This window comes from Aeromicrobium sp. CF4.19 (assembly GCF_051262555.1).
Taxonomy (GTDB): Bacteria; Actinomycetota; Actinomycetes; order Propionibacteriales; family Nocardioidaceae; genus Aeromicrobium.
Map to the genome: position 1 here is coordinate 68602 of NZ_JBIMEU010000003.1, position 20322 is coordinate 88923.

General features: G+C 69.3%; 17 protein-coding genes. 3 read left to right on the forward strand and 14 right to left on the reverse strand.

Annotated elements, in window-relative coordinates; genetic code table 11:
* Positions 1 to 51 precede the first annotated feature (51 nt).
* From ACHAAC_RS07975 to ACHAAC_RS08030, 12 genes are all read right to left on the reverse strand, one after another.
* Positions 52 to 774, reverse strand: coding sequence for a hypothetical protein (locus ACHAAC_RS07975; protein WP_435715593.1), 723 nt, complete (start codon positions 772 to 774; stop codon positions 52 to 54).
* Entirely contained in the window at positions 771 to 1397 is a 627-nt protein-coding gene (locus tag ACHAAC_RS07980; protein WP_435715594.1) for a TetR/AcrR family transcriptional regulator, read from the reverse strand. The genes ACHAAC_RS07975 and ACHAAC_RS07980 overlap by 4 nt, the downstream gene beginning before the upstream one ends.
* A gap of 266 nt (positions 1398 to 1663) precedes the next feature.
* A complete protein-coding gene (locus tag ACHAAC_RS07985; RefSeq protein ID WP_435715595.1) occupies positions 1664 to 2158 on the reverse strand; it encodes a hypothetical protein in 495 nt (164 codons plus the stop codon).
* Positions 2159 to 2166: 8 nt separating this feature from the next.
* Positions 2167 to 2793, reverse strand: coding sequence for a hypothetical protein (locus tag ACHAAC_RS07990; RefSeq protein WP_435715596.1), 627 nt, complete (start codon positions 2791 to 2793; stop codon positions 2167 to 2169).
* 47 nt (positions 2794 to 2840) lie between these two features.
* Positions 2841 to 4016: an MlaD family protein gene (locus ACHAAC_RS07995; RefSeq protein ID WP_435715969.1), complete on the reverse strand. Its 1176-nt coding sequence runs from the start codon at positions 4014 to 4016 to the stop codon at positions 2841 to 2843.
* Positions 4016 to 5293: an MCE family protein gene (locus ACHAAC_RS08000; RefSeq protein WP_435715597.1), complete on the reverse strand. Its 1278-nt coding sequence runs from the start codon at positions 5291 to 5293 to the stop codon at positions 4016 to 4018. Before ACHAAC_RS08000 ends, ACHAAC_RS07995 begins: the two co-directional genes overlap by 1 nt.
* Positions 5290 to 6342, reverse strand: coding sequence for an MCE family protein (locus tag ACHAAC_RS08005; protein WP_435715598.1), 1053 nt, complete (start codon positions 6340 to 6342; stop codon positions 5290 to 5292). Before ACHAAC_RS08005 ends, ACHAAC_RS08000 begins: the two co-directional genes overlap by 4 nt.
* Entirely contained in the window at positions 6339 to 7361 is a 1023-nt protein-coding gene (locus ACHAAC_RS08010) for an MCE family protein (RefSeq protein WP_435715599.1), read from the reverse strand. Before ACHAAC_RS08010 ends, ACHAAC_RS08005 begins: the two co-directional genes overlap by 4 nt.
* Positions 7361 to 8410, reverse strand: coding sequence for an MCE family protein (locus ACHAAC_RS08015; RefSeq protein WP_435715600.1), 1050 nt, complete (start codon positions 8408 to 8410; stop codon positions 7361 to 7363). Before ACHAAC_RS08015 ends, ACHAAC_RS08010 begins: the two co-directional genes overlap by 1 nt.
* Complete coding sequence (locus ACHAAC_RS08020; protein WP_435715601.1) at positions 8407 to 9714, reverse strand: MCE family protein; 1308 nt, start codon at positions 9712 to 9714, stop codon at positions 8407 to 8409. Before ACHAAC_RS08020 ends, ACHAAC_RS08015 begins: the two co-directional genes overlap by 4 nt.
* Complete coding sequence (locus ACHAAC_RS08025; protein WP_435715602.1) at positions 9711 to 10604, reverse strand: MlaE family ABC transporter permease; 894 nt, start codon at positions 10602 to 10604, stop codon at positions 9711 to 9713. Before ACHAAC_RS08025 ends, ACHAAC_RS08020 begins: the two co-directional genes overlap by 4 nt.
* Before the next feature lies 1 nt (position 10605).
* Positions 10606 to 12375 carry an ABC transporter permease gene (locus tag ACHAAC_RS08030; protein WP_435715603.1) on the reverse strand — a complete coding sequence of 590 codons (1770 nt, stop codon included), beginning with the start codon at positions 12373 to 12375 and terminating at the stop codon, positions 10606 to 10608.
* Between the two features lie 317 nt (positions 12376 to 12692).
* Here ACHAAC_RS08030 and ACHAAC_RS08035 point away from each other — a divergent pair, with 317 nt between their 5' ends.
* The 3 genes from ACHAAC_RS08035 to ACHAAC_RS08045 all read left to right on the forward strand — a co-directional run bounded on the left by ACHAAC_RS08035 (position 12693) and on the right by ACHAAC_RS08045 (position 14756).
* Positions 12693 to 13865, forward strand: coding sequence for a helix-turn-helix domain-containing protein (locus ACHAAC_RS08035; protein WP_435715604.1), 1173 nt, complete (start codon positions 12693 to 12695; stop codon positions 13863 to 13865).
* A gap of 76 nt (positions 13866 to 13941) precedes the next feature.
* Positions 13942 to 14400 carry a nucleotidyltransferase domain-containing protein gene (locus ACHAAC_RS08040; protein ID WP_435715605.1) on the forward strand — a complete coding sequence of 153 codons (459 nt, stop codon included), beginning with the start codon at positions 13942 to 13944 and terminating at the stop codon, positions 14398 to 14400.
* Positions 14397 to 14756: a HepT-like ribonuclease domain-containing protein gene (locus ACHAAC_RS08045; protein ID WP_435715606.1), complete on the forward strand. Its 360-nt coding sequence runs from the start codon at positions 14397 to 14399 to the stop codon at positions 14754 to 14756. Before ACHAAC_RS08040 ends, ACHAAC_RS08045 begins: the two co-directional genes overlap by 4 nt.
* Before the next feature lie 422 nt (positions 14757 to 15178).
* Here ACHAAC_RS08045 and ACHAAC_RS08050 read toward each other — a convergent pair whose 3' ends face one another.
* Together ACHAAC_RS08050 and ACHAAC_RS08055 are read right to left on the reverse strand one after the other, a co-directional pair.
* Positions 15179 to 16471, reverse strand: a complete 1293-nt coding sequence (locus ACHAAC_RS08050; protein WP_435715607.1) for an ATP-binding protein — start codon at positions 16469 to 16471, stop codon at positions 15179 to 15181.
* A 281-nt stretch (positions 16472 to 16752) separates the two neighbouring features.
* A complete protein-coding gene (locus ACHAAC_RS08055) occupies positions 16753 to 20214 on the reverse strand; it encodes a hypothetical protein (RefSeq protein WP_435715608.1) in 3462 nt (1153 codons plus the stop codon).
* Positions 20215 to 20322 lie beyond the last annotated feature (108 nt).

Below are 20322 nucleotides of genomic sequence, written 5' to 3' on the forward strand. Positions count from 1 at the left end.
GCCACACGGGGCGTAGGGCGAGCAGGTCACCGCCCGCCGGGCTAGAACGACTCAGTCACCGCTCGGGGGACCGAGGGGTCCGAAGGGGCCCGCCTCGGGGGCCGGCTCCCAGTGGACGGCGTCCGCCCGCCAGCGGGCGACGTCGTCCTGGGTCATCGCGTTCAGGACGATGGGGAGACCGTCCTCCCCGGCCACCGGCCAGCGGTGCGGGTGCAGGCCGACGTAGGCCACGATCTCCTCCGGGCTCGTGCCGTCCTCCAGGACGATGCGTTCGGGCTCCAGCTCGACCAGGTCGTAGCCCGTGCCACGACCCTCCACCTGGTCGAGCACGGCGACGTCCTGCTCGGTGCACATCGAGACGAAGTACTCGTCCTGATGACCGTCAGCGTCGACGAGCGTCGCCACCACCTGGCCGTCGCCGCGGGTTCCGTGGCTCCAGACCGCCGCCAGCCCGTCGGCGGTGCAGTGCAGGTTCAGCAGCGGGGCACCCTGGCGCACCACCTTGGCGGGGCAGCGGTTCGACCCGAAGCTCAGGACCGCCGTCCGGCCGGCCAGGGGCGGACGGCCCCGCACACCCAGCCAGGCGTCCAGGCACTCCGTGCGCGGACCGCTGCGCACGACCCACCCCGACGGTGCCTGCGCATCGGGCTCGACCCGGTGCACGACCGCGTCGTCGTCCACCACGTAGGAGTGGTGCGGCCACGTCCCGGGGTAGGGGTCCTCGGGCCAGTCCGACGCCGGCCGGGACTCCCCGTCCCCACCTGCGCCGCTCACACCGGGCCCCCGGGCGGGTCTCCCTCGAGATCAGGAAGATCGCGGATGACGGCGCGCACGAAGACGACGGCCTGTCGCACCGCCTCGTCCACCGTGGACGGGTCGTCACGCAGGACGGTCTCGAGAGCGAGCTCGTTGATGCCGCCGAGGATGCCGAGCCCGCTGACGTCGTCGAGGAGCTTGGCCGGGCGGTCGTCGCGAGCCGTGCCCATGACGTGCTGCATCTTGCGGACGTAGCCCCAGGCCGCGTCCCGACGCGCCTTCAGACCTTCGTCGCCGACCGTGAGGACGTCGAGCAGGTGCGCCCGGGCGATGTGCGGCTGCGTGACGAACATCCGGAAGTAGATCTCCACCCCGACGACCGTGGCCTCCTGAGAGGAGCTCGCGCGGGCGGCCTCGCGGCTGATCTCGTCCGCGACCGTCGCGTGGAAGCGGCGGTGGTGCTCCAGGAGGCACTCGCCCTTGCTGTCGAAGTTCTCATAGAAGGTCCGCTTGGACACACCGGCCGCGGCCACGATGTCTGCGACCGTCGTCGCGGCGTAGCCCCGCTCCCGGATGGACTTCTCCAGCCCGCCCAGCAGCTGCGTCATGCGCTCCGCGGACGACATCGCGACCCTGCTCATGCGGTCCTCCCTTCTGCTGGCCGACCGGCTGCTGCGATGGTCCCGAAACCTTGGTACCATCTCGTACCGACCTAGGGGGTCGAGCCGCTCCGGGGGCGGCTCGACCCTTTGTGTCGTCACCACGGCGGTCTTCGCTGGACGGCGTCACCCTACCGAGACAGCGGTGACACCGCCGATGATCCGGTGGACCGAAGGACTCGGGGAGCACGAGACCAGGTGCGGCCGAGGGACGAGACCCGGACGGCGCGTCGATCCGCGGACGCTGGTTAGAGCGGCTCCAGCCCGGTGATCCGCCATGAGCCGTCGACCCGCTCGGCCTCCACCGCGAGCTGCGCAGCCGAGACGCTGGCCTCGTCGTCGTCGGCCCGCTGGCTCGACTGGTCCAGGAAGACGAGCAGCTCGGCGGAGTCCGCATCCAGAGTCTTCACCGCGACGGCCTGGACCTGCGCGGTGAGCACCAGCTCCTGGTCCGGAGCCCGCTCCTGCAGCGAGGCGAAGAGCGTGTCGTACTCCTCACGGGCGTCGCCGGCGAGCAGGGTGTCGGCAGCCCCCTCGGTGGCCTCGGGGTTGGTGAAGTCATAGGTCAGCACGGTGGTCAGGGCCTGGGAGACCTCGGACTGGACGGTCGTCGTGGCCGTGGAGTCCACGACGGCGAGGTTCTCGGCCGCCGCCGAGCTCCGCACGTCCCACGCCAGCCACCAACCGACCAGGCCGACCGCGACGAGGACGGCCGCGAGCACGAGCACCACAGCAGAGCGCATCGATGTCTTCACAGGTTCACCGCCACTTGTTGCAGGGACTGCAGCTTCCACTCACCGTCGACCAGCACCAGGTCGGCGGAGAAGCGGTTCCGCTTCACCGACGATGGCGAGTCCTCCTCGGCGTCGTCGACGACTGCGACCTCCACCGAGGCGAGCACCGTGGCGGTGTCGTCATCGAGGTCCAGCACGGCAGCGTCGACCACGCTGCCGGTGGAGATCTTCTCCTGCTCGGCGAGCAGCTGCCGCTCGTCGGCACCGACCGAGGCCAGCTGGTCGGCGAGCGTGCCGGTCGTGACGGACTGCCAGGCCTCGATGCCGGCATCGACGTCACGATAGTCCAGGGTGTTCATCACCTCGATCGCCTGCCGGCCCTCCACCAGCACGACGTCGCGCTCCTCGGCGAGCGCCAGGGCGGCGTCGGCGTCGGCGAGCCACCACGCCACCATCCCGGAGACCGCGACGACTGCGGCGGCCAGCAGCAGGACGAGCGAACGGCGACGTCCCTTCGCCGGTGCTGCGGCGGCGTCCGCCGGAGGATCCGAGGGCGGCCGAGCGTCTGCGACGACGGCGTCGTCCTGGTTCTTGACCTCGCCCCCGGACTGATCGTCGCTCCCCGGCGCGTCACTGGTCGCCACGTCTTGGCCCTCCCCCGTCGTCGGATGCTGCGTGTCGGTGCTCATCATCACTCACGACCGAGCAGGTCGGCCAGATCGTCGACAGGCGTGATGCTGGCCGCCGCCGGTCCCGATCCGTCGGTGCGCCGCGGCAGCGACTGCGGGCCACGGACGTTGGAGCCCGACGAAGGCGACGCCGTGCAGCCGGCGGAGGTGTTGAACGGCGTGGACTGCGACTCGTCCAGGCCCTCCTGCCGGTCCGTCCCGCCGTACCCCGCCACGCAGGGCAGCGGATCGAAGAAGGACGTGACCAGGCCGAGGTCGATCTCACCTGAGTTGGTGACGCTCCAGCCGACGCTGAGCGCCTCGGGTGCGTTGATCAGCGCGTCCTCCACGCCGGCGGAGTTCACGCCGAAGACCTGTGCAGTGGAGATCAGGTTGGCGAACAGGCTCCCGAGCGGACGACCGACCTGCGCGAACAGCCGGTCCATCTCCCGGGCGGCGGCCGGGGAGACCTCGATGAGGCGGCGCAGGTCGCCGTCGGAGGACTCCAGCGTGTCGGCCAGGATCGAGAGGTCGCCGCTGAAGGAGCGGATGCTGTCGCCGGCCTCCTGCTGCGTGGTCAGCACCGTGTCGGAGCTCTCGATGAGGGCTGACGTCACGAGGAAGTTCTCATCGGCGGTCTCCACGAACTCCTGCGAGGTGTCGACGAGCTGCCCGAGCCCGTCCCCGAGGCCGAGGGAGAGCTCATAGACCTCATCGATGACGGTGGTCAGTGAGTCCTCCGGGACGGACTCGGCGAAGTCGCGACCCGACCGCAGGACCTCCTCCACCTTGGGCGGCATCCCGGCTCCCCCGATGGAGACCCGGTCACCGTCGGCCAGCACCGTTCGCTCGGCGTCCCACCCGCCCCGCAGGTCGATGTACTGCTCGCCGATGGCGGACCGGTTGGCCACCGACGCACTCACCGAGGCGGGCAGCTCGGGCGCGTCGCCGTCGATGCGCAGCGTCGCCTCGGTGCCTTCCCCGGAGACCTCCAGGCTCTCGATCCGACCGACGGGGACCCCCCGATAGGTGACCTCGCCGTTGCTGAAGGTGCCGCCGGCGTCGGCCATCGCGACCTGCACGCGGTAGTCCGTGCTGAACGGGTTGATGCCGACGTACGTGGCGCCGAGGTAGCTGGTGCCGACGAGGGCGGCGATCACGAAGATCACGACCTGGATCTTGATGCGACGGGTGAGCATCACTCATCCCCTTCCTCGGTCGGCGGCGTGGCCGGCGGCGGGCTGCCCGGCGGCGGGCTCTGGGTCGGGCCGGGCGTCTGTCCGGGGACCATCGACGGCGGCTCGCCCGGTCCCGGGGTCGGCACGGTGACCGACGGACCGGGGGTGCCGGGTGAGGGTGACGTCGTCGGTGGCAGGAGCGGCGGGGACTCAGGTCCGCTGCGACTCTGCGCACCCGCGCCCGGTTCCACCGGATCGGCCCCGGGAGGCTGGAGCCAGTCGCAGCCGTCATTCTCATCCGTACAGCCAGCCAGGGTGGTGAAGTTCGTCTCGACGAAGACGTTGAGGTAGTCGCCCTTGATGGCACCGAGCACGGAGTCCGGGAACGGGTAGGTCAGCAGGATCTGCAGGGACTCCGGCAGCGCCTCGCCGGAGGCGGCGAGCCGGTCCAGGATCGGGCTCAGCAGCTGCAGGTCGGCCACGATGTCCTCCTGGGCGGCGTCCAAGGTCTCCACCGAGACCGTCGACAGCCGGTCCAACGACTCCAGCATCTCCACGAGCTGCTCGCGCTGGTCCACGAACACCTGCATGCCGGGGCTCAGCCCGTCGAGCGCGTTGACGATCTTCTGCTCGTCGGCCTCGAGCGTCTCGCCCAGCTCGGCCAGGCCGTCGATCGCGCCGGTGATGTCCTCCTTGCGCTCGTCCAGGCTGGAGACGAAGGTCTCCATCTCGGTCAGGAACGCCTTGACCTCCTCCGGCCGGTCGGTGGAGACGTCCTGCAGCTCGCGGGAGATCTCCTGGAACTGGCCGACGCCGCCGCCGTTGAGCACGAGCGAGAGCGAGCCGAGCACCTGCTCCACCTGGGCGGCCTGCGACGTCTCCGCCAGGCCGAGCTGGTCGCCGTCCTGCACGGCGGGGCCGGCCTGCGCGTCCTCGGGACGCACGATGGCGACGTACTTCTCGCCCAGCAGACTGGTCTGCTGCAGCCGGGCGGTGGTGCCGGCCGGCATCGCCAGGTCGCCGCGCATGACCAGCTCGACGCGGGCGCTGGTCCCGTCCTCGCCGAGGGTGATGTCCGAGACCCGGCCGACGTCGACGTTGTCGGCCTTGACGCTGGACTGCGGGACGAGGTCAAGCACGTCCTCGAAGTCCGCCGTGATCGTCATCGGGTCCGAGCCGACGTCGGCGCCGCCGGGCAGCGTCGTGTCGTACACGGCGCCGCCGAGCGCTCCACAGCCACCGAGGGTGAGCGCGGTGGCGGCCAGCGCGACCCCGGCGGCACGGCCTCGCGTCCTCATCGGCCCTCCTCCTCATCGGCGTCCGTCGATCCGACGGACGGCAGCAGCAGCGGTGCCCCACCGGCCGGTGCTCTGCGGCTCAGACCGTCGTCGGCGTAGACCGTCAGGTCGTTGAGGTTGCCGCGGCCGCTGAGCACCTGCTGCTCGGGGTCGTAGGCGCGCAGGAAGTTCTGCAGCGCGAGCGGGATCAACCGCACCGTCTCCTCCAGGGAGGCCCGTTGGTTGCTCAGCACGCGGGTGGGTCCGATCAGGTTCTCCACACTGGTCTGCAGGTTGCCGCGGTTGTCGCCGATGAAGTCGTCCAGCACCGCCAGCGCGGAGCCGAGCTCGTCCACGGCCGCGGCGAGGTCCTCACGGTCGTCGGCGAGGTAGCCGGTGACGGCAGCGAACTGCCGGTTCACGTCGGCGACGGAGTCGTCGTTGGCCACGAGCATGTCGTTGAACTCGCTGAAGTTGGCGATCGTCGCGAACAGATCGTCGTCGGAGTCGGCCAGGGTGGCCGTGGCCTCGCCGAACTCGGTGAACATCTGGTTGAGCCCGGCGCCCTGGCCGTCGAGGTTCTCCGCGGCGACGTCGAGCAGCTCACCGAGCGCACCTTCGGCGTTGGCGCCGTTGGGTCCGAGCTGCTGCCCGATGTCGGTGAGCGACTCATACATCGCGTCGATCTCCACGGGAACGGCCGTGCGATCGGCCTGCAGCACGGTGCCGGACTCCAGCGTGGGTCCTCCGCGGTCCGGCTCGGTGAGCTGGACGAACCGGTCGCTGACCAGGGTGGGGGCCACGACGACGGCGGCGGAGTCCGCGCCCACCTCCTGCCCGCGGTCCAGGCGCATCGAGACGCGGACGTGGTCGCCGTCGGGCTCGACTGCGGTCACGGTGCCGACGGGCACACCCAGCACCTGCACGTCGGAGCCGGTGTACAGGCCGACGGTCGAGTCGAAGAGTGCCTCCAGCTCGGTGCCGGCACGTTGCGTGAGCTGCCAGGTGATGCCGCCGGCCACGAGGGCCACGACGGCGACGACACCGGCGATCTTGACGGGCGTGTTCATCGGGCTCCTCCCGGGTCGCAGTTGCGTTCGACGCCACTGTCCAGCTCGGGCCGCTCGAAGCCCTGGCTCTCGTCGAACAGGCCGCACACGTAGGAGTCGATCCACTGGCCGTTGCCCAGCGCGGAGGTGACGTTGCGGTAGTACGGGCCGAGCAGGGACAGGGTCTCCTCGAGGTTGTCCTGGTTGCGTTGCAGGATCTCGGAGACCTCGTCGAGGCGGGCGAGCGCCGGCCGCAGGTCGTCCTCGTTGTCGCTGACGAGGCCACGCAGCTGCACACCCAGCCGGGCGGTGCCCTGCAGCATCGCCTGGACGGTCTCGCGCCGGGCCTCCAGCTCCTCCAGCAGCGAGCTGCCCTGCGTGATGATGCCCTCGAACTCATCGTTGCGGTCCGCCAGCGTGCCGCTGACGTCCGACGTCGCCTCCAGCAGACCGGCCAGCTCCTCATCGCGCGTGGAGATGGTGCGCGAGAGCGACGTCAGCCCGTCGACCATCTCCTGCACGTCCTCCGGGGTGTCCTCGAAGGCGTCGGTGAGCACCTCGAAGCTCTCCTCCATCTGGTCGGTGTCGATCTCCTCCACCGTGGTGGTGAGGTCGGAGAAGGCGGCGTTGACGTCGTAGGGGACGGTCGTGCGCGAGACGGGGATGGCGGCTTCCAGCTCGCCGCGCCCCTGCGGCTCCAGGGAGAGGAACTTCTGCCCGAGCAGCGTCTTGACCTTCACGGCGGCCCGGGTCTGGTCACCCAGGCGGACGTCCTTGGCCCGGAAGTCGACCTGGACGACGTCACCCTCCAGCGAGATGTCGGTGACCTCGCCGACCTTCACACCGGCGACCCGCACCTCGTTGCCCGGCTTGAGTCCACCGGACTCGGCGAGCTGGGCGGTGTGCTTGGCGCCCCCACCGATGATGGGCAGGGCATTGGCGTTGAACGTCAGCCCGAAGAGGACGGCGAGGCCGACCAGGCCGATGACCGCGATCACGACCTTGTTGCGCTCGGCGAACGCGACCGGATACTTCGACATCAGGTGCACCTCGTTGCGGGGTTGTCGGCTCCGCGGTCGCCCAGGTAGCCCTCGGGCAGCGGGATGCTTCCGTCGATGGAGCACAGGTAGAAGTTGAACCACGAGCCGTAGGACGCCAGCCGACCGAGCCGGTCGAGCTTGACCGGCATCGTCTCGAACAGGTCGTCGAGGACGTCCTCGCTGTCACTGAGGTTCTGCGAGAGGTCGCCGAGGGAGGTGATCGAGCTCTTCAGCGGGGCCCGTCCCTCCTCCAGCAGCGAGGAGACGCTCGTGGTGAGGCGACCGAGACCGTCCAGGGTGCTGCCGATGGTCTCGCGGTCCTCGGCGAGCCCGGTGACGAGCGCGTCCAGGGTGATCAGCGTCGTGTCGAGCTGGTCGGAGCGGTCGTTGACCGTCTGCAGGACTCCCGACAGGCTCTCGATCAGCTCACCGATGACCTGGTCCTTGTCGGCCAGGGTCGAGGTGAGGCTCGCGGTGCTGGAGATGAGGCTCTCCACCGTGGCGCCCTCGCCCTGGAAGACCGCGATCATCTGCGCGCTGAGGTTGTTGACGTCCTCGGGGTCGAGGAACTTCAGCAGCGGCTGGAACCCGTTGAACAGCATCGTGAGGTCCAGTGCCGGACGAGTCTCATCCAGGCTGAACGTCGCGCCCGGCTCCAGCTGCGGGCCGGGATCGTCGGCCGGCTCCAGAGAGATGTAGCGCTGCCCGACGAGGTTGCGGAACCGCAGCTCGGCAGTGGCGCCCTCGTGCATCGGCGTGGACTCGGTGACGCTGAACTCGACCTCGGCGACGCTGGGGGCACCTCCCTGCACGGAGCCCTGCGGAGTGCTTGGGGGATCGTCGGCGACGGAGATGTCCTGGATGGTGCCCACCTTGACGCCGGCCATCCGGACGTCGTCACCGAGGTTGAGGCTGGTGGCGTCGCTGAACATGGCGGTGTAGGTGTTGGCCGAGCCGGACACGTCGTTGCGGATGACCGAGGCGAGCAGCGCAGTGGCGAGGATCGTGACGGTGGCGAACACGAGGCTCTTGGCGATCAGGCCCCTCATCGCAGCGTCACCTCCGCCCCGCGCAGCGTCGGCCCGACGAGCAGGCTGCTCCACGCGGGGTAGTCCTCGGCGGCCATCGCGTGGGTGGGCGCCTCCAGCTCGGCGATGAGCTGGTTCTCCGCCGGTGAGTTGGCATCACCGAGGTCGGACTCCACACCGGCCACCTGCTGCTGCAGGCGCGGCGACGGTGGGGGCTCGATGGCCTCGGGCTCGGAGGAGCCAGGGGCGGACGCTGCTGTCGACTGAGTCCCGGTCTGCCCGGTGACGTAGGGGCAGCGCGGTCCGCCATCGGTGGCGAAGCGCGGCCGGTCACGACCGGGCACGTACTTCCCGCGCGACTCGGTGACCTGCAGGCTCACGTGGATGCCCGGCTCGTCGGTGCCCGCGCCGAGGACCCGGTCCATCTCGGGGATGAAGTCCCGGGCCGCCCGGAACAGGCACGGGAACTGGTTGGCGTACGGCCGGGCCGCGGCCAAGGCGGCCCGGCTCTCATCGGCCAGCACGATGATGGTCTGCTGGTTCTCGGACACGAATCCCTCGGTGGTGTCGGCGGCGCCAGTGACCCGGGCGTAGGTCTCGGCGAGCTGGCTGCGCTGGTCCACGAGCGTCGCCGAGGTCGTGGTCAACGTGTCGAGGGCATCCAGCAGGTCTGGGGCGGCATCTGCGTAGATCTCCGCGACGTCACCGAGCTTGGCCAGGTCCTCGGTCATCTGCGGAACCTCCGGGTTGAGCTTCTCCAGGTAGTCCCCGGTGTCGACGAGCGTGTCGCCGATCTGCTCGCCCTGCCCGCGCAGCGCCGTGGACAGCTCGCCCAACGTGGCGGACAGCTTCTCCGGCTGGATGGACTGCAGCAGCGGCAGCAGCTCGTCGAAGAGCTCCTCCAGCTCGACGGCCTCGTCCGAGACGTCCTGACTGATCTGGTCGCCACCGGAGAGCCCGCTGCCGTCGGAGACCGCCGGCGTCACGAGCGAGACGTAGCGCTCACCGAACAGCGTCTTGGGCAGCAGCCTGGCCGTGGTGGAGGCCGAGAGCGTCTCGGCCGTCTCCGGCTGCAGTGCCAGCGTGAGCGTCGCGCCCCCGGGCGCCGGGTCGATCTCGGAGACCTCGCCCACGGGCACGCCGTTGAGCTTGACGTCCGAGCCGGTCTGCAGGGCGTTGCCGATCGTGCCGGTGCTCAGCCGCACGTCGACGCTGGCGACGAAGGCCTTCTGGTAGACGAGGACGGCCACGAGCACGAGAGCGGCGACGACGGCGAGATAGCCGAGGCCGAGCGTCACGTCCAGACCGCGGGAGTGCCGCCTCATCCGGCGATCCTGACGGTGGTGGTGCTGCCCCACAACGCCAGCGACATGACCAGGTCGAGGATTGCGACCGTGACGATGCTGCGGCGCACCGCGGCGCCGACCGCCCGGCCCACGCCGGCGGGTCCGCCCGTGGCGGCATAGCCCAACCGGCAGTGGATCAGGATGATCAGCACGGCGAAGACCATCACCTTCAGGAACGACAGCAGGATGTCGATCGGTGGCAGGAACAGGTTGAAGTAGTGGTCGTACGTGCCCGCCGACTGCCCGTGGAAGTACACCGTCACGGCTCGAGATCCGGCGTAGGAGGACAACAGGCCGATGACGTACAGCGGGATGATGGCGACGAACCCGGCGATGACGCGCGTGGTGACGAGGTAGTTGACGCTCGGCACCGCCATGACCGTGAGGGCGTCCACCTCCTCGTTGATCTGCATCGCACCGAGCTGGGCCGTGAAGCCGGCGCCGACGGTGGCCGAGAGCGCGAGCGCCGCCACGAGTGGCGCGATCTCGCGGGTGTTGAAGTAGGCGGAGATGAAGCCGTTGAGCGTCGCGGTGCCGATCTGGTCCAGTGCGGCGTAGCCCTGCATGCCCACGACGGTGCCGACGAACAGCGTCATGCCGAGCATCACGCCGATGGTGCCGCCGATCACGGCGAGCGCCCCGGTGCCGAAGCTGACCTCCGAGAGCAGCCGGACGATGTCGCGGGGGTAGTTCTTGAGCGTCGTCGGGATGGCGCCGAGGACCTGGCCGTAGAAGCGCAGCTCTGCACCGAGGTCGGCGATGGCGTCGACGGGCCGGTCGTACCAGCGGCGCTCACGCACCGGCGGCACGTACTCTCCACGGGCCTTGCCCGCGGAGCTCTGGCCGGGCTCGAGGTCGGACGCGGTCATGTCAGGCTCCCTTGCCGGGCACCAGCTGCAGGTACAGCGTGGTGATGACGAAGTTGACGAAGAACAGCAGCAGGAACGTCACGACGACCGACTGGTTGACCGAGTCGCCGACGCCCTTTGGCCCCGGCGCGGTGTTGAGACCGCGGTGGCAGGCGATGATCCCGGCGAGGAAGCCGAACACGACGGCCTTGAGCTCGCCCACCCACAGGTCGGCGATCTGTGCCAGCGCGGTGAAGCTCGCCAGGTAGGCACCCGGGGTGCCGCCCTGGACGACGACGTTGAAGAAGTAGCCACCCACGACGCCGACCACCGAGACGAGCCCGTTGAGCAGCACGGCGGCCCCGATGCACGCCAGCACCCGGGGCACGACGAGCCGTTGGATGGGCGAGACGCCCATGACGCGCATGGCGTCGATCTCGTCCTTGATGGTGCGCGAGCCGAGGTCCGCGCAGATGGCGGCACCTCCCGCTCCGGCCACGACGAGCGTGGTGACGATGGGCGCGGCCTGCTGCACCACCGCCAGCACGCTGGCGGCGCCGGTGAAGGACTGCGCGCCCACCTGAACGGTGAGGGTGCCCAGCTGCAGCGCGATGACGGCGCCGAACGGGATGGCCACCAGCAGGGCGGGCAGCCAGGAGACGCTGACGACGAACCAGAACTGCTCGAGCGTCTCGCGAGCCGCGAAGGGACGGCGGAACGTGGCCCGCGTGGTGTCCAGCGAGAGCGCGAAGACGTCGCCGGTGGAGCCCAGGGCCCGGGTGGCCGGGCCGGGGCGGCGTACGGGAGGGGCAGGCTCACGGTCGTCGTCGTCGGCGACGTAGAGGGGCGCCGCCCCGGAGGACACCCGCTCACGGTGCCGCGCGGAGGACGGTCGGACGTTGCCGTTGCGCGGGGCGAGCTGGTGCGGCAGCACCTCGATCGGCCGGGCACCGGCATGGCGGGCCATGACGCCCACGCCGCCCCCGGCGGGGGGCTCGGAGTAGTCGACCGGGTCCATCGTCCGGTGGTCGGTCTCCTCGCTCATGCCGATAGGTCCCTCGGGGTCGCCACTCATGAACTGGCTGACGACGGGGTGGTCGGTGAGCAGGAACTCCTCGCGGGGGCCGAACATCACCAGCTCGCGGCGGTAGAGCATGCCGAGGTTGTCCGGCAGGGTGCGGGCGAGCTCGATGTTATGGGTGACCACGAGCATCGTGGCGTCGGTGGCGGTGTTCACGTCCACCAGCAGCTGGGCGAGGTTGGAGGTGCGCACCGGGTCCAGGCCGGAGTCGGGCTCGTCGATGAGGATGATCTCGGGGTCGGTGACCAGGGAGCGTGCCAGGCCGGCGCGCTTCTTCATGCCGCCGGAGATCTCGCCGGGCAGCTTGTGCTCGGTGCCGAGCAGGCCGACCATGTCCAGCTTCTCCATGACGATGTCGCGGATCTCGGTCTCGCTGTTCCTGGTGTGCTCGCGCAGCGGGAAGGCGACGTTGTCGTAGACGTTCATCGAGCCGAAGAGGGCACCGTCCTGGAACAGCACACCGAACTTCTTGCGCAGCTCGAGGCGCTGGGACTCCTTGGCGGCGACCATGTCGACGCCGTCGATGAGGATCTGCCCGTGCTCGGGTTCGATGATCCCCATCAATGACTTCAGGAAGACGGACTTGCCGGTGCCTGAGGGGCCCAGCAGGGCGGTGATCTCCCCCGGTGGCAGGGCGAGCGAGACGTCGTGCCAGATGTTCTGCCGGCCGAAGGACTTGCTCAGGCCGTGAACCTCGACGCTGCCGCCCATGCGATTCTCCCGATCCTCGGTACTGACCGCCTGCTGCGGCCGAAGCTGTCGGCGCCGGTCCGCCCCCTCGGTGGGCCGGCGCCTGCAGTGAAGGTAGGTGTGGGCCAGGTCACGAGGAACTGCCCGGTACCGATGGGCGGCCTACTTAATCAAAACGTAACCTTCGTTTGTCAGGCCCGACACAACTTTCTCTCCGAAGCGGCAGTCCCGGCCTGAAGACGCTTGCCGAGGCCCACGGGGTTGTGGCTCAATCACTGTGTCGCCCCCTCATCGACGTGCTGTGCCCGGCTGGCCGGACGCAGCAGGAGGGGAGCACCATGTCGATCGCCGAGCTCGAGCACCACCCGGCGCCGCCCGCCCGTCACGTGGCGCGGGGCACCGTCTCACTCAGCGTGTCGCTCAGCGGACTCGAGGGACTGCGGAACCGGATCGACCGAGCGATCGTCGCGTCTGTCGGCGGCAGGGCCGAGGATCACCTGCTCAGCACCGTCATCCACGAGGCGGTCACCGTCTTCGTGCAGCACGGCACCCGACCGCGAGCCGCAGCGGCGACGATCGCTGCGCGGCTCGAGCAGATCGGCGAGCGTCAGGCCCAGGCCGGCTTCACCCCCGACGACCTCGCCGCTTGCTTCGTCCTCGCCCGCACCGAGGCCCAGCGGGGACTGTGCAGCGCCTTGTCCGACGCGGTCACCGCCGACCAGCTGACCAGCCTGCGTGAAGACCTGATGGCGTTCCTGCACCACCTGTCCGAGCACGCGCGGCGCGGGCTCGAACGTCGCCGACGACTGCTGGCCCTTCCACCCCAGTATCGCGACGACATGCTCCACGCCGCCCTGTTCGAGGCCTCCTCCAGGACGACCCTGGAGGCTTTGGCCCCGACCGTCGGCCTCGACCCGCGAGCACAGGTGGTCGCCATCGTCTCGTGCTCCGTCGAGCTCCCGCTGGCCCTGCGCGCCCATCCCGAGACGATCACGAACCGGTCGGCACTCGAGGCGCTGGTGCCGGCCGAGTGGACCGTCCAGCGAGTGGTCGGGATGCTCCGAGGACAAGCCGTCATCGGCCCGATGGCCGCACTGAGCGAGGCCGGCGAGGTCGTCGCCCTGACCCGGCGAGCAGCAGACGCCCTGCGCGAGCAACGGGCCCAGGACCCCAGGCCTCTGGTGCCCTGCGTCGATCTGTTGGGAGAGCTTCTCGTCGGGGCCGATCCGTTGCTCGGTGACCTGCTGGCGGCCAAGCACCTGCCGCCCCTGCAGGCGATGCCGACGCAGCGTCGGGTCAGCCTCGGGGAGTTCCTGCTGCACTGGCTGGAGCGTGGCCTGCCGACCAACCAGCTCGCGCGCGACCTGGGCATCCCGCCACAGACGGCCCACAGCCGGATGAAGAACGTGCGCTCGATCTACGGTTCACTGCTGGAGGACCCGCGCCACCGCCTGGAGCTGATCGCCGCCCTCCGCGCAGCCATCCCCCGTTGGCAAGCAGAGCTGGGCTGAGGATCGACCCGGAGCGACCGTCAACAGGGGCCCTCGACCACTCCCGCGCGATAACACGACGAGTTATCATTACGCCATGACCGCTGGCTATGCCGAGTTCCTCACGAGACGACGCGTCATTCTCGAGCTCTCACAGCGCGAGCTGGCCCGCCGCTCAGGCGTGAAGCAGCCCCTCATCGCTGCCATCGAGTCCGGCGCGCGCCAGCCATCGGCGGCCGCCCGTCGAGCACTGGACGATGCCGTGGCGCTGCGCCCGTCGGTTGCGCTGGCGGCGTGTCGGGACGAGGTGCGCACCCTCTTCCGCACTGCTGGCCTGCCCGAGCCGGAGGTCTTCGGCTCCGTTGCCCGCGGTGACGACACCACCGGGTCGGATCTCGACCTGCTGGTGGAGTTCACCGAGCACCACGACATCGTCGACCTGCTCGAGCTGGAGGATGCCCTCGCGAACCTGCTCACGGTCAGGGTGGACCTCGTGGACGACCGAACCGTCGGCACCGTCGCCGAACAGGCCCGGTCCGAAGCCAGAGCGCTGTGAGCGACACGGAGCCCGGACTGGACGTTCGAGTGCAGCGGAGGTTGGGGGACCTGGCCGACTTCGGTGCCGACGCTGCCTACACCGTGAGCCTCGGCATCGATGCCTATCTGGCGGACAGCCCCCATGGCCGCGTGCTCCGCAACAACGGGCGGCACATCCTGGTCCAGGTCGCCACCGTGGCGGAGAAGCTCCCGGACGACTTCACGGCCGCACACCACCAGATCGACTGGGTGGCCATCGGACGCATGCGCAACCTCATCGCCCATCACTACGACAAGGTCGACGACCAGCTGGTGTTCTCCGCGTTGCAGCGCCGCATCCCGGATCTGCTGAACCGGCTCGGGCTCGCGGACTGACGTCCAGCGATCGATCGACCTGGAATCGCGACGGTCGGTTGCGGCATCATCAGCAGACCACTGATCGCGGAGGTCACTTCGGCGTCGCCCAGCTCCGACGCGTGCACGTACCGGACCTGCCCGAACCGCTCTCGCAACCTGCCGTCACCGTGACGGCTCTGCAGCAGTCACACGATGATCGAAGCGTCGACGGTCATGACGTCGCGACGTGGACGAGCTTTCGCAAGTGGCTCGACAACGACAAGGTCCGGGAAGCCGCCCGCGCTCCAGGATCTCGACGTCGTCGGCGGGGACGTCGCGGAGTTGGATGATCTCGGTACTCACAGCAGACGCCGTGGACCGTTCTCTCGCGCGCCATCGCGTGCCTCGGCCAGCACCTCCCTCAGCACCGGCTCGGGGGCCGCTGGTGTTGACAACTTCCTCTACGGCCCCAGCAGCGCTGCCGGCACGACTGCAACACCATCTCGGCGACGATAGGCATCAGCTCCAGTCGTGATCACGACCATGTCGACAAGGTTCGGTCCGAGCTGCTCCTTGAGCCACAGCAGTTGGCGCACGTCGTGATCATTGACGGTGTGCGCGAGCTTGACTTCACAAGCCACGACACTGCTGTCGCCGCGAGAGACGATCAGATCGACTTCACGATCGCCCGACTGGCGCCGAAGGTGTCCGACCCTTGCTTCGTTGACTTGCGCATACGACTGCAGGCTTGCTGCTACGAGTGACTCGAACAGTCGTCCCAGGAGGGCGCCATCGCCTTGCCGGACCCTGCGGGCGTCAGACCCCGCTGCCAGTGACTCGGAGGTCGCGCCAAGTAGTCGCGCCGCAAGTGCCGGATCGGCGAGCTGGTGCTTGGGGGCGGCGTTGAGTCGGGCGATGGGATTGCGGGTCGGAAGCCAAGCCGGCACCGGGTCGACGATCCACATCTTCTCGAGCGTTTCGCGGTAGGGCTGCGTGGTGCTTCGGGCCGGCTTGTCGCCGTGGCCACTCGTTGCAGCGTCGCGAATGGTCTCGTACGAGGCCGTCGTGGCAGTGGCGGCCGCGTACGCAGTCATCCAGTGCCTCAGGGTTGCTCGATTGCGCACTTGGCGCCCCATCTCGGAAAAGTCGCGGTCAACGATGCTGTCCAGATAGGAATCAAGTTGAGCATTGCGGGCGCGGACGCCCAGTGCGCGGATGCCAGGGAAACCTGATGCCATGATCTCGTCGATGTAGGCCCGCAATGTGCGTGTCGTGTGTCCTGCGATCTCGCGCTGCCCGCTCAGCAGTTCTCCGAGGCTGACTGTCGGCTGGTCGAACTGCCGTTCGACGAGTGAAAGTGGCCGCATCCGCAGGCGAACGATTCTGCCTGCGCCCGAGTGTGTCGGTGGTGTGATCGGTGCTGCCGAGCCGGTGAGCAGGAAGCTTCCCGGCTGGGCACCGTCATCGACCGCTCGGCGCACTCGATCCCACGACTCGGGGTACTTCTGCCACTCATCGATCAGGATCGGTGGTTTGCCCTCCGTCAGATAGTCCGGTTGAGCGTGTACGAGCTCTCTGTCCTGCGCGTGATCCAACCGGAACGACGTTCGGGCTCTCCTCAGCGCGGTCGCCGTCTTGCCGACGGCCTTTGGTCCGTCGAGAGCTATCGCCGCGATACCGGTCATCAACTCGTCCAGTTCGACGTCGACATGCCGACCGAGGTAGGTACGCTTCAAGTCTTCCGTGCCACTCATGGACTTAGACTACTGTTCACAGATCGTCTGCGCTACTGTTTACAGACCGGTTGCGCTACTGTTTACAGTCGCGCAAGTGTGGTCCTGTGGTGGCCGCCAACGCGGACACGGCGTCGGTGGGCGAGACGTGCCTTCTGGCCAGTCAGATCCCGGCCGCGACAAGATCCAGAATCCAGAACCACGGCAGCCTGTCCCGGCTCAGGATGTGCCACGAATACGCCGACGGGCCCCGCTCCCCGGGCGGGGGGAGCGGGGCCGCGGTCAGGCGTCCTCGTCGCGGGTCAGGTCGACTCTCGTCGGCCCATCCGCATCGAGACCATTCCCGCCAGCAGGAACATCAGCCCGAGCGGGATCATCAGCCACAGCGAGGCCGGTGCTCCCGCGTTGGGCAGCGCGCCGCCCAGGCCCAGGCCGGGCGCATCGCCCGGTCCGCCGATCCCACCGATGCCGCCGGGAGCCACGATGGTCACGGCCTGCCAGCCGATGATGTCGCCGGACTCGTCGTAGACCGTGAGCTGATGCTCACCGAGCTCCACGTCCTCCGGGATCTCCACCCTGATGGTGCCGTCCTCCGTCACCGTGTAGGTGCCGAGCTCGCGCGGGTCGGAGAACAACCACACCGAGACCTCCTGGCCGGCGTAGTCCTCGCTCATCGTGACGGTGATCGTGTCACCCGGTGAGAAGGTGTCCGGCGCGCTGATGCCGCCCTCGGCGTCATCCGACCCGCCCGGGCCAGCCGGAGTGACTGCGTCCGTCGGATCGGACTCCGAGACCACGGGCTCCTCGTCACCGCGCACGGCGGTGGACTCGAAGGTGATCTCCTTGCCCACCAGGTCCGCAGTCAGCTCCAGCTCGGTGCCGTCCGCGCCCTCGATCGGCTCGCCGTCGGCCAGCCACCGGTTGGTGACCTCGACGTCCTCGGTGGCGGAGAACTCCGCCGGCGTGCCGGTGAGCGTCTCCCCGACCTGCGAGTCGCCGCTGATGGTCGGCCTCTCGTCCGCCGTCAACGGTGCCAGCTCGACCGGTCCCACCGGGGCCGAGACGTCCGACGCGGTGTCGTCGCCACGGGTGGCGATCGACTCGAAGGTGATCTCCTGTCCCACCTGGTCGGCGGTCAGCTCCAACGAGCTGCCGGTCTCACCACTGATCGGCTCTCCGCCGGCCAGCCACCGGTTGGCGATCTCGACACCCTCGTCGTCGTTGAACGTCGCCGGCGTGCCGGTCAGCGTCTCACCGACCTGCGGAGTGCCCTCGATCGTCGGGGCGTCCGTGGCAGCCAGCACCACGAGCACGGGTCCGACGGTGTTGGACGTCGAGGGCAGGGACTCGTCACCACGGGTGGCGACGGACTTGAACTGGATGTTCTGCCCGACGTGATCGTCGGTCAGCACCAGCTCCGTGCCGTCCGCCTCGACCTCCTCGTCGCCGATCACCCAGAAGTTGGTGACGGTGACGTCCTCGGTGGGTGAGAAGGTCGCCGGCGTGCCGGTGAGGGTCTCCCCCACCCGCGGCGTGCCGGTGAGCTCGGCGTCAGTGTCGATCTCCAGATCCTCCGGAGCATCGGTGATCGGGCCGACCGCGATGGACTCGGCACTGTCACTCGTCTCGTCCAGCGACCTGCTGGCGGTCTGCACGACCCTGACCTCCTGGTCGCGCAGCTCCTCGGTCAGCTCCAGGGTCTCCTCGGTGGCGCCCTCGATCGGGGTGAAGTCCTCACCGTCGCCGGCCACCCACTGGAAGGTGATCTCGGCCCGGTCGTCGGACACGTCGGCCGGGGTGGCCGTGAGCGTCTCGCCGATGAACGGCTGTCCGGTGATCGTCGGCTGACCGATGATCGTCAGATCGATGGGCACGACCGGGCCGATCTCGTTGGACCGGTCCGACGTCGCCTCGGCGCCGTCGATGGCACGCGTGGCCGAGGTGGCGTACGTGATCGTCGCACCCTCCTGCTCGACGCCCACCGTCAGCGTCGTGCCGGTCTCACCCTCGATCAGCTCGTCGTCGGCGTACCACTGGTGCTCCAGCGTGACGCCCTCGTCGTCGGTGAAGGTGGCCGGCGTGGCGGTGAGGTCCTCACCCACCTGACCGTCACCCTCGATCGTCGGCTGATCCACGACGGCGAGCTCCACCGGGGCCTCGCGGACGGGGCCCAGCGGATCGGACTCGGCCGATTCTGTGACACCAGCGCACGTGGACGTCTGGACGACCTTGACGAACTGACCCTCGTAGTCCTCCGTCAGCGGCAGCGCGCCAGAGGTCGCGCCCTCGATGGGCGCGAAGTCGTCGCCCTCACCCACGAACCACTGCAGCGTGGTGGTCGGACGGCATCCTGGCGTCGGGGCAGTGATCACGGTCAGGGACTCACCGATGTACGGACGCGGGTCACCGGCATAGCCGGGTTGCCCGTCAATCACCGGAGCCGCCTCCACCGGCTCAGTCGGGTCGGAGATGGATTCCACATCGTCCTGACCCTCCTTGGACGCGATGGTCACGAACACGATCGCCTCGCCCACGTCGCCAGCGACCGGCGTGTAGGTGGTCTCCGTGCCGAGCACCTCGGTCTCGCCCTCGTGGCGCCACTCGTAGGTCGTCGAGTCAGGATCGCCCGTAAAGGTCGCCGGCGTCCCGGTGAGCGTCTCGCCCACCTGTGGGGTGCCTTCGATGGTCGATCGCTCGTCCTCCTCAAGCCCGGGTGGATCGTCGCTCTCCACGACGATGGCGCCGAAGGTATCGTTGCCACCGGTGAGGCGCAGCACGTCCATACCGTCCAGCGCGACGGGCGGCTGGAGGTTCTCCGGGACGATCCCCGTGCTGCTGACCCTCCACGTCACGACGTCGCCGGTGGTGGTGAGGGCCGCAGCATATTCACCTGACCGCGCGATCTGCAGGACCTCACCGTCCACCTCGTCCGCGGGGAAACCGGCGTCCTCCTCACTGGAGTCGGCTCGCAAGGTGAGGACCCGTCCGCTCTGCGTGAGCGCGGTGCCGTACCTACCGCTGCTGACCCGCTGCTGGGTGGCGATGTCGACCACGGGGTCGGCGGCGTCGGCGGGGACCACGGTCGCCCACGTGGCAAAGTTGACAAACGCCACACTGCCGTCGTCAAGCAGTGCGTAGTCGTAGAAGTTGGTGGAGGACCCGGCCGTCCCCCCGAGCTGCGTGACGCCGGTGAGCGGCGTGCCGTCTTCGGACTCGATGGGCGTCGGGCCGATGGAGTCGATGCGGGTCACCTCCCCACTGTCGAGGAGGACCAGCAGGTTGGATCCGTTGCTCGCACCGACGGCCTGCACGGCGTTGCCACCGAGATCGGCGGGGGTCAAGACCCCATCAGGAAAGAGTCCCCGACTGCCTCCGGCCCACTTGTGCAGGTGACCATCCGTGGTGACGGCCCACGCCATCGCAACCTGGGAGACGCCGGCGTCGATCACCGTGGTGGAGCTGACTGCCGCCGGAATGTCGGCGATCGCGGCGGGGGTGCCGGGCAGTGCCTCCAGAGTGCCGTCGGCCCGGATGGCGAGCTGGACGTCTTGGGCGCCCAGATGGCTGCCGAACCCAGCCCAGGGGCCGTCCTCGGCCGGGTAGCCGGCCGGATCGGAGCCCCAGATCTCGATCCCACCGGCCTCGGCCTGGGCGGGCATGTCGGTGTCGTCGTGCTCGTCTGCCATGCCGGGCGCCAGGGTCAGCGCCCCCACGATGAGGGCCATGCCGCCCACCGCTCCGGTGATGGTTCGCCACTTGACCATGAAGTCCTCCGTGTCTCTGCGCTGCGTCTCGTGCGCTGGGTGTCTCGTGCGGCACCATCTGGTGCGCTGCGGCCGGGCACGTCTGCACACGGCGTGGAGAGGAGGCTA

Bases quoted from the DNA above. Each gene is read 5' to 3' on its own strand.
- ACHAAC_RS07995 (WP_435715969.1), bottom strand. From the start codon at position 4,016: ATGCTCACCCGTCGCATCAAGATCCAGGTCGTGATCTTCGTGATCGCC.
- ACHAAC_RS08035 (WP_435715604.1), top strand. From the start codon at position 12,693: ATGTCGATCGCCGAGCTCGAGCACCACCCGGCGCCGCCCGCCCGTCAC.
- ACHAAC_RS08010 (WP_435715599.1), bottom strand. From the start codon at position 7,361: ATGTCGAAGTATCCGGTCGCGTTCGCCGAGCGCAACAAGGTCGTGATC.
- ACHAAC_RS08000 (WP_435715597.1), bottom strand. From the start codon at position 5,293: ATGAGGACGCGAGGCCGTGCCGCCGGGGTCGCGCTGGCCGCCACCGCG.
- ACHAAC_RS08055 (WP_435715608.1), bottom strand. From the start codon at position 20,214: ATGGTCAAGTGGCGAACCATCACCGGAGCGGTGGGCGGCATGGCCCTC.
- ACHAAC_RS07985 (WP_435715595.1), bottom strand. From the start codon at position 2,158: ATGCGCTCTGCTGTGGTGCTCGTGCTCGCGGCCGTCCTCGTCGCGGTC.
- ACHAAC_RS07980 (WP_435715594.1), bottom strand. From the start codon at position 1,397: ATGAGCAGGGTCGCGATGTCGTCCGCGGAGCGCATGACGCAGCTGCTG.
- ACHAAC_RS08030 (WP_435715603.1), bottom strand. From the start codon at position 12,375: ATGGGCGGCAGCGTCGAGGTTCACGGCCTGAGCAAGTCCTTCGGCCGG.
- ACHAAC_RS08040 (WP_435715605.1), top strand. From the start codon at position 13,942: ATGACCGCTGGCTATGCCGAGTTCCTCACGAGACGACGCGTCATTCTC.
- ACHAAC_RS08050 (WP_435715607.1), bottom strand. From the start codon at position 16,471: ATGAGTGGCACGGAAGACTTGAAGCGTACCTACCTCGGTCGGCATGTC.
- ACHAAC_RS08025 (WP_435715602.1), bottom strand. From the start codon at position 10,604: ATGACCGCGTCCGACCTCGAGCCCGGCCAGAGCTCCGCGGGCAAGGCC.
- ACHAAC_RS08005 (WP_435715598.1), bottom strand. From the start codon at position 6,342: ATGAACACGCCCGTCAAGATCGCCGGTGTCGTCGCCGTCGTGGCCCTC.
- ACHAAC_RS08020 (WP_435715601.1), bottom strand. From the start codon at position 9,714: ATGAGGCGGCACTCCCGCGGTCTGGACGTGACGCTCGGCCTCGGCTAT.
- ACHAAC_RS08015 (WP_435715600.1), bottom strand. From the start codon at position 8,410: ATGAGGGGCCTGATCGCCAAGAGCCTCGTGTTCGCCACCGTCACGATC.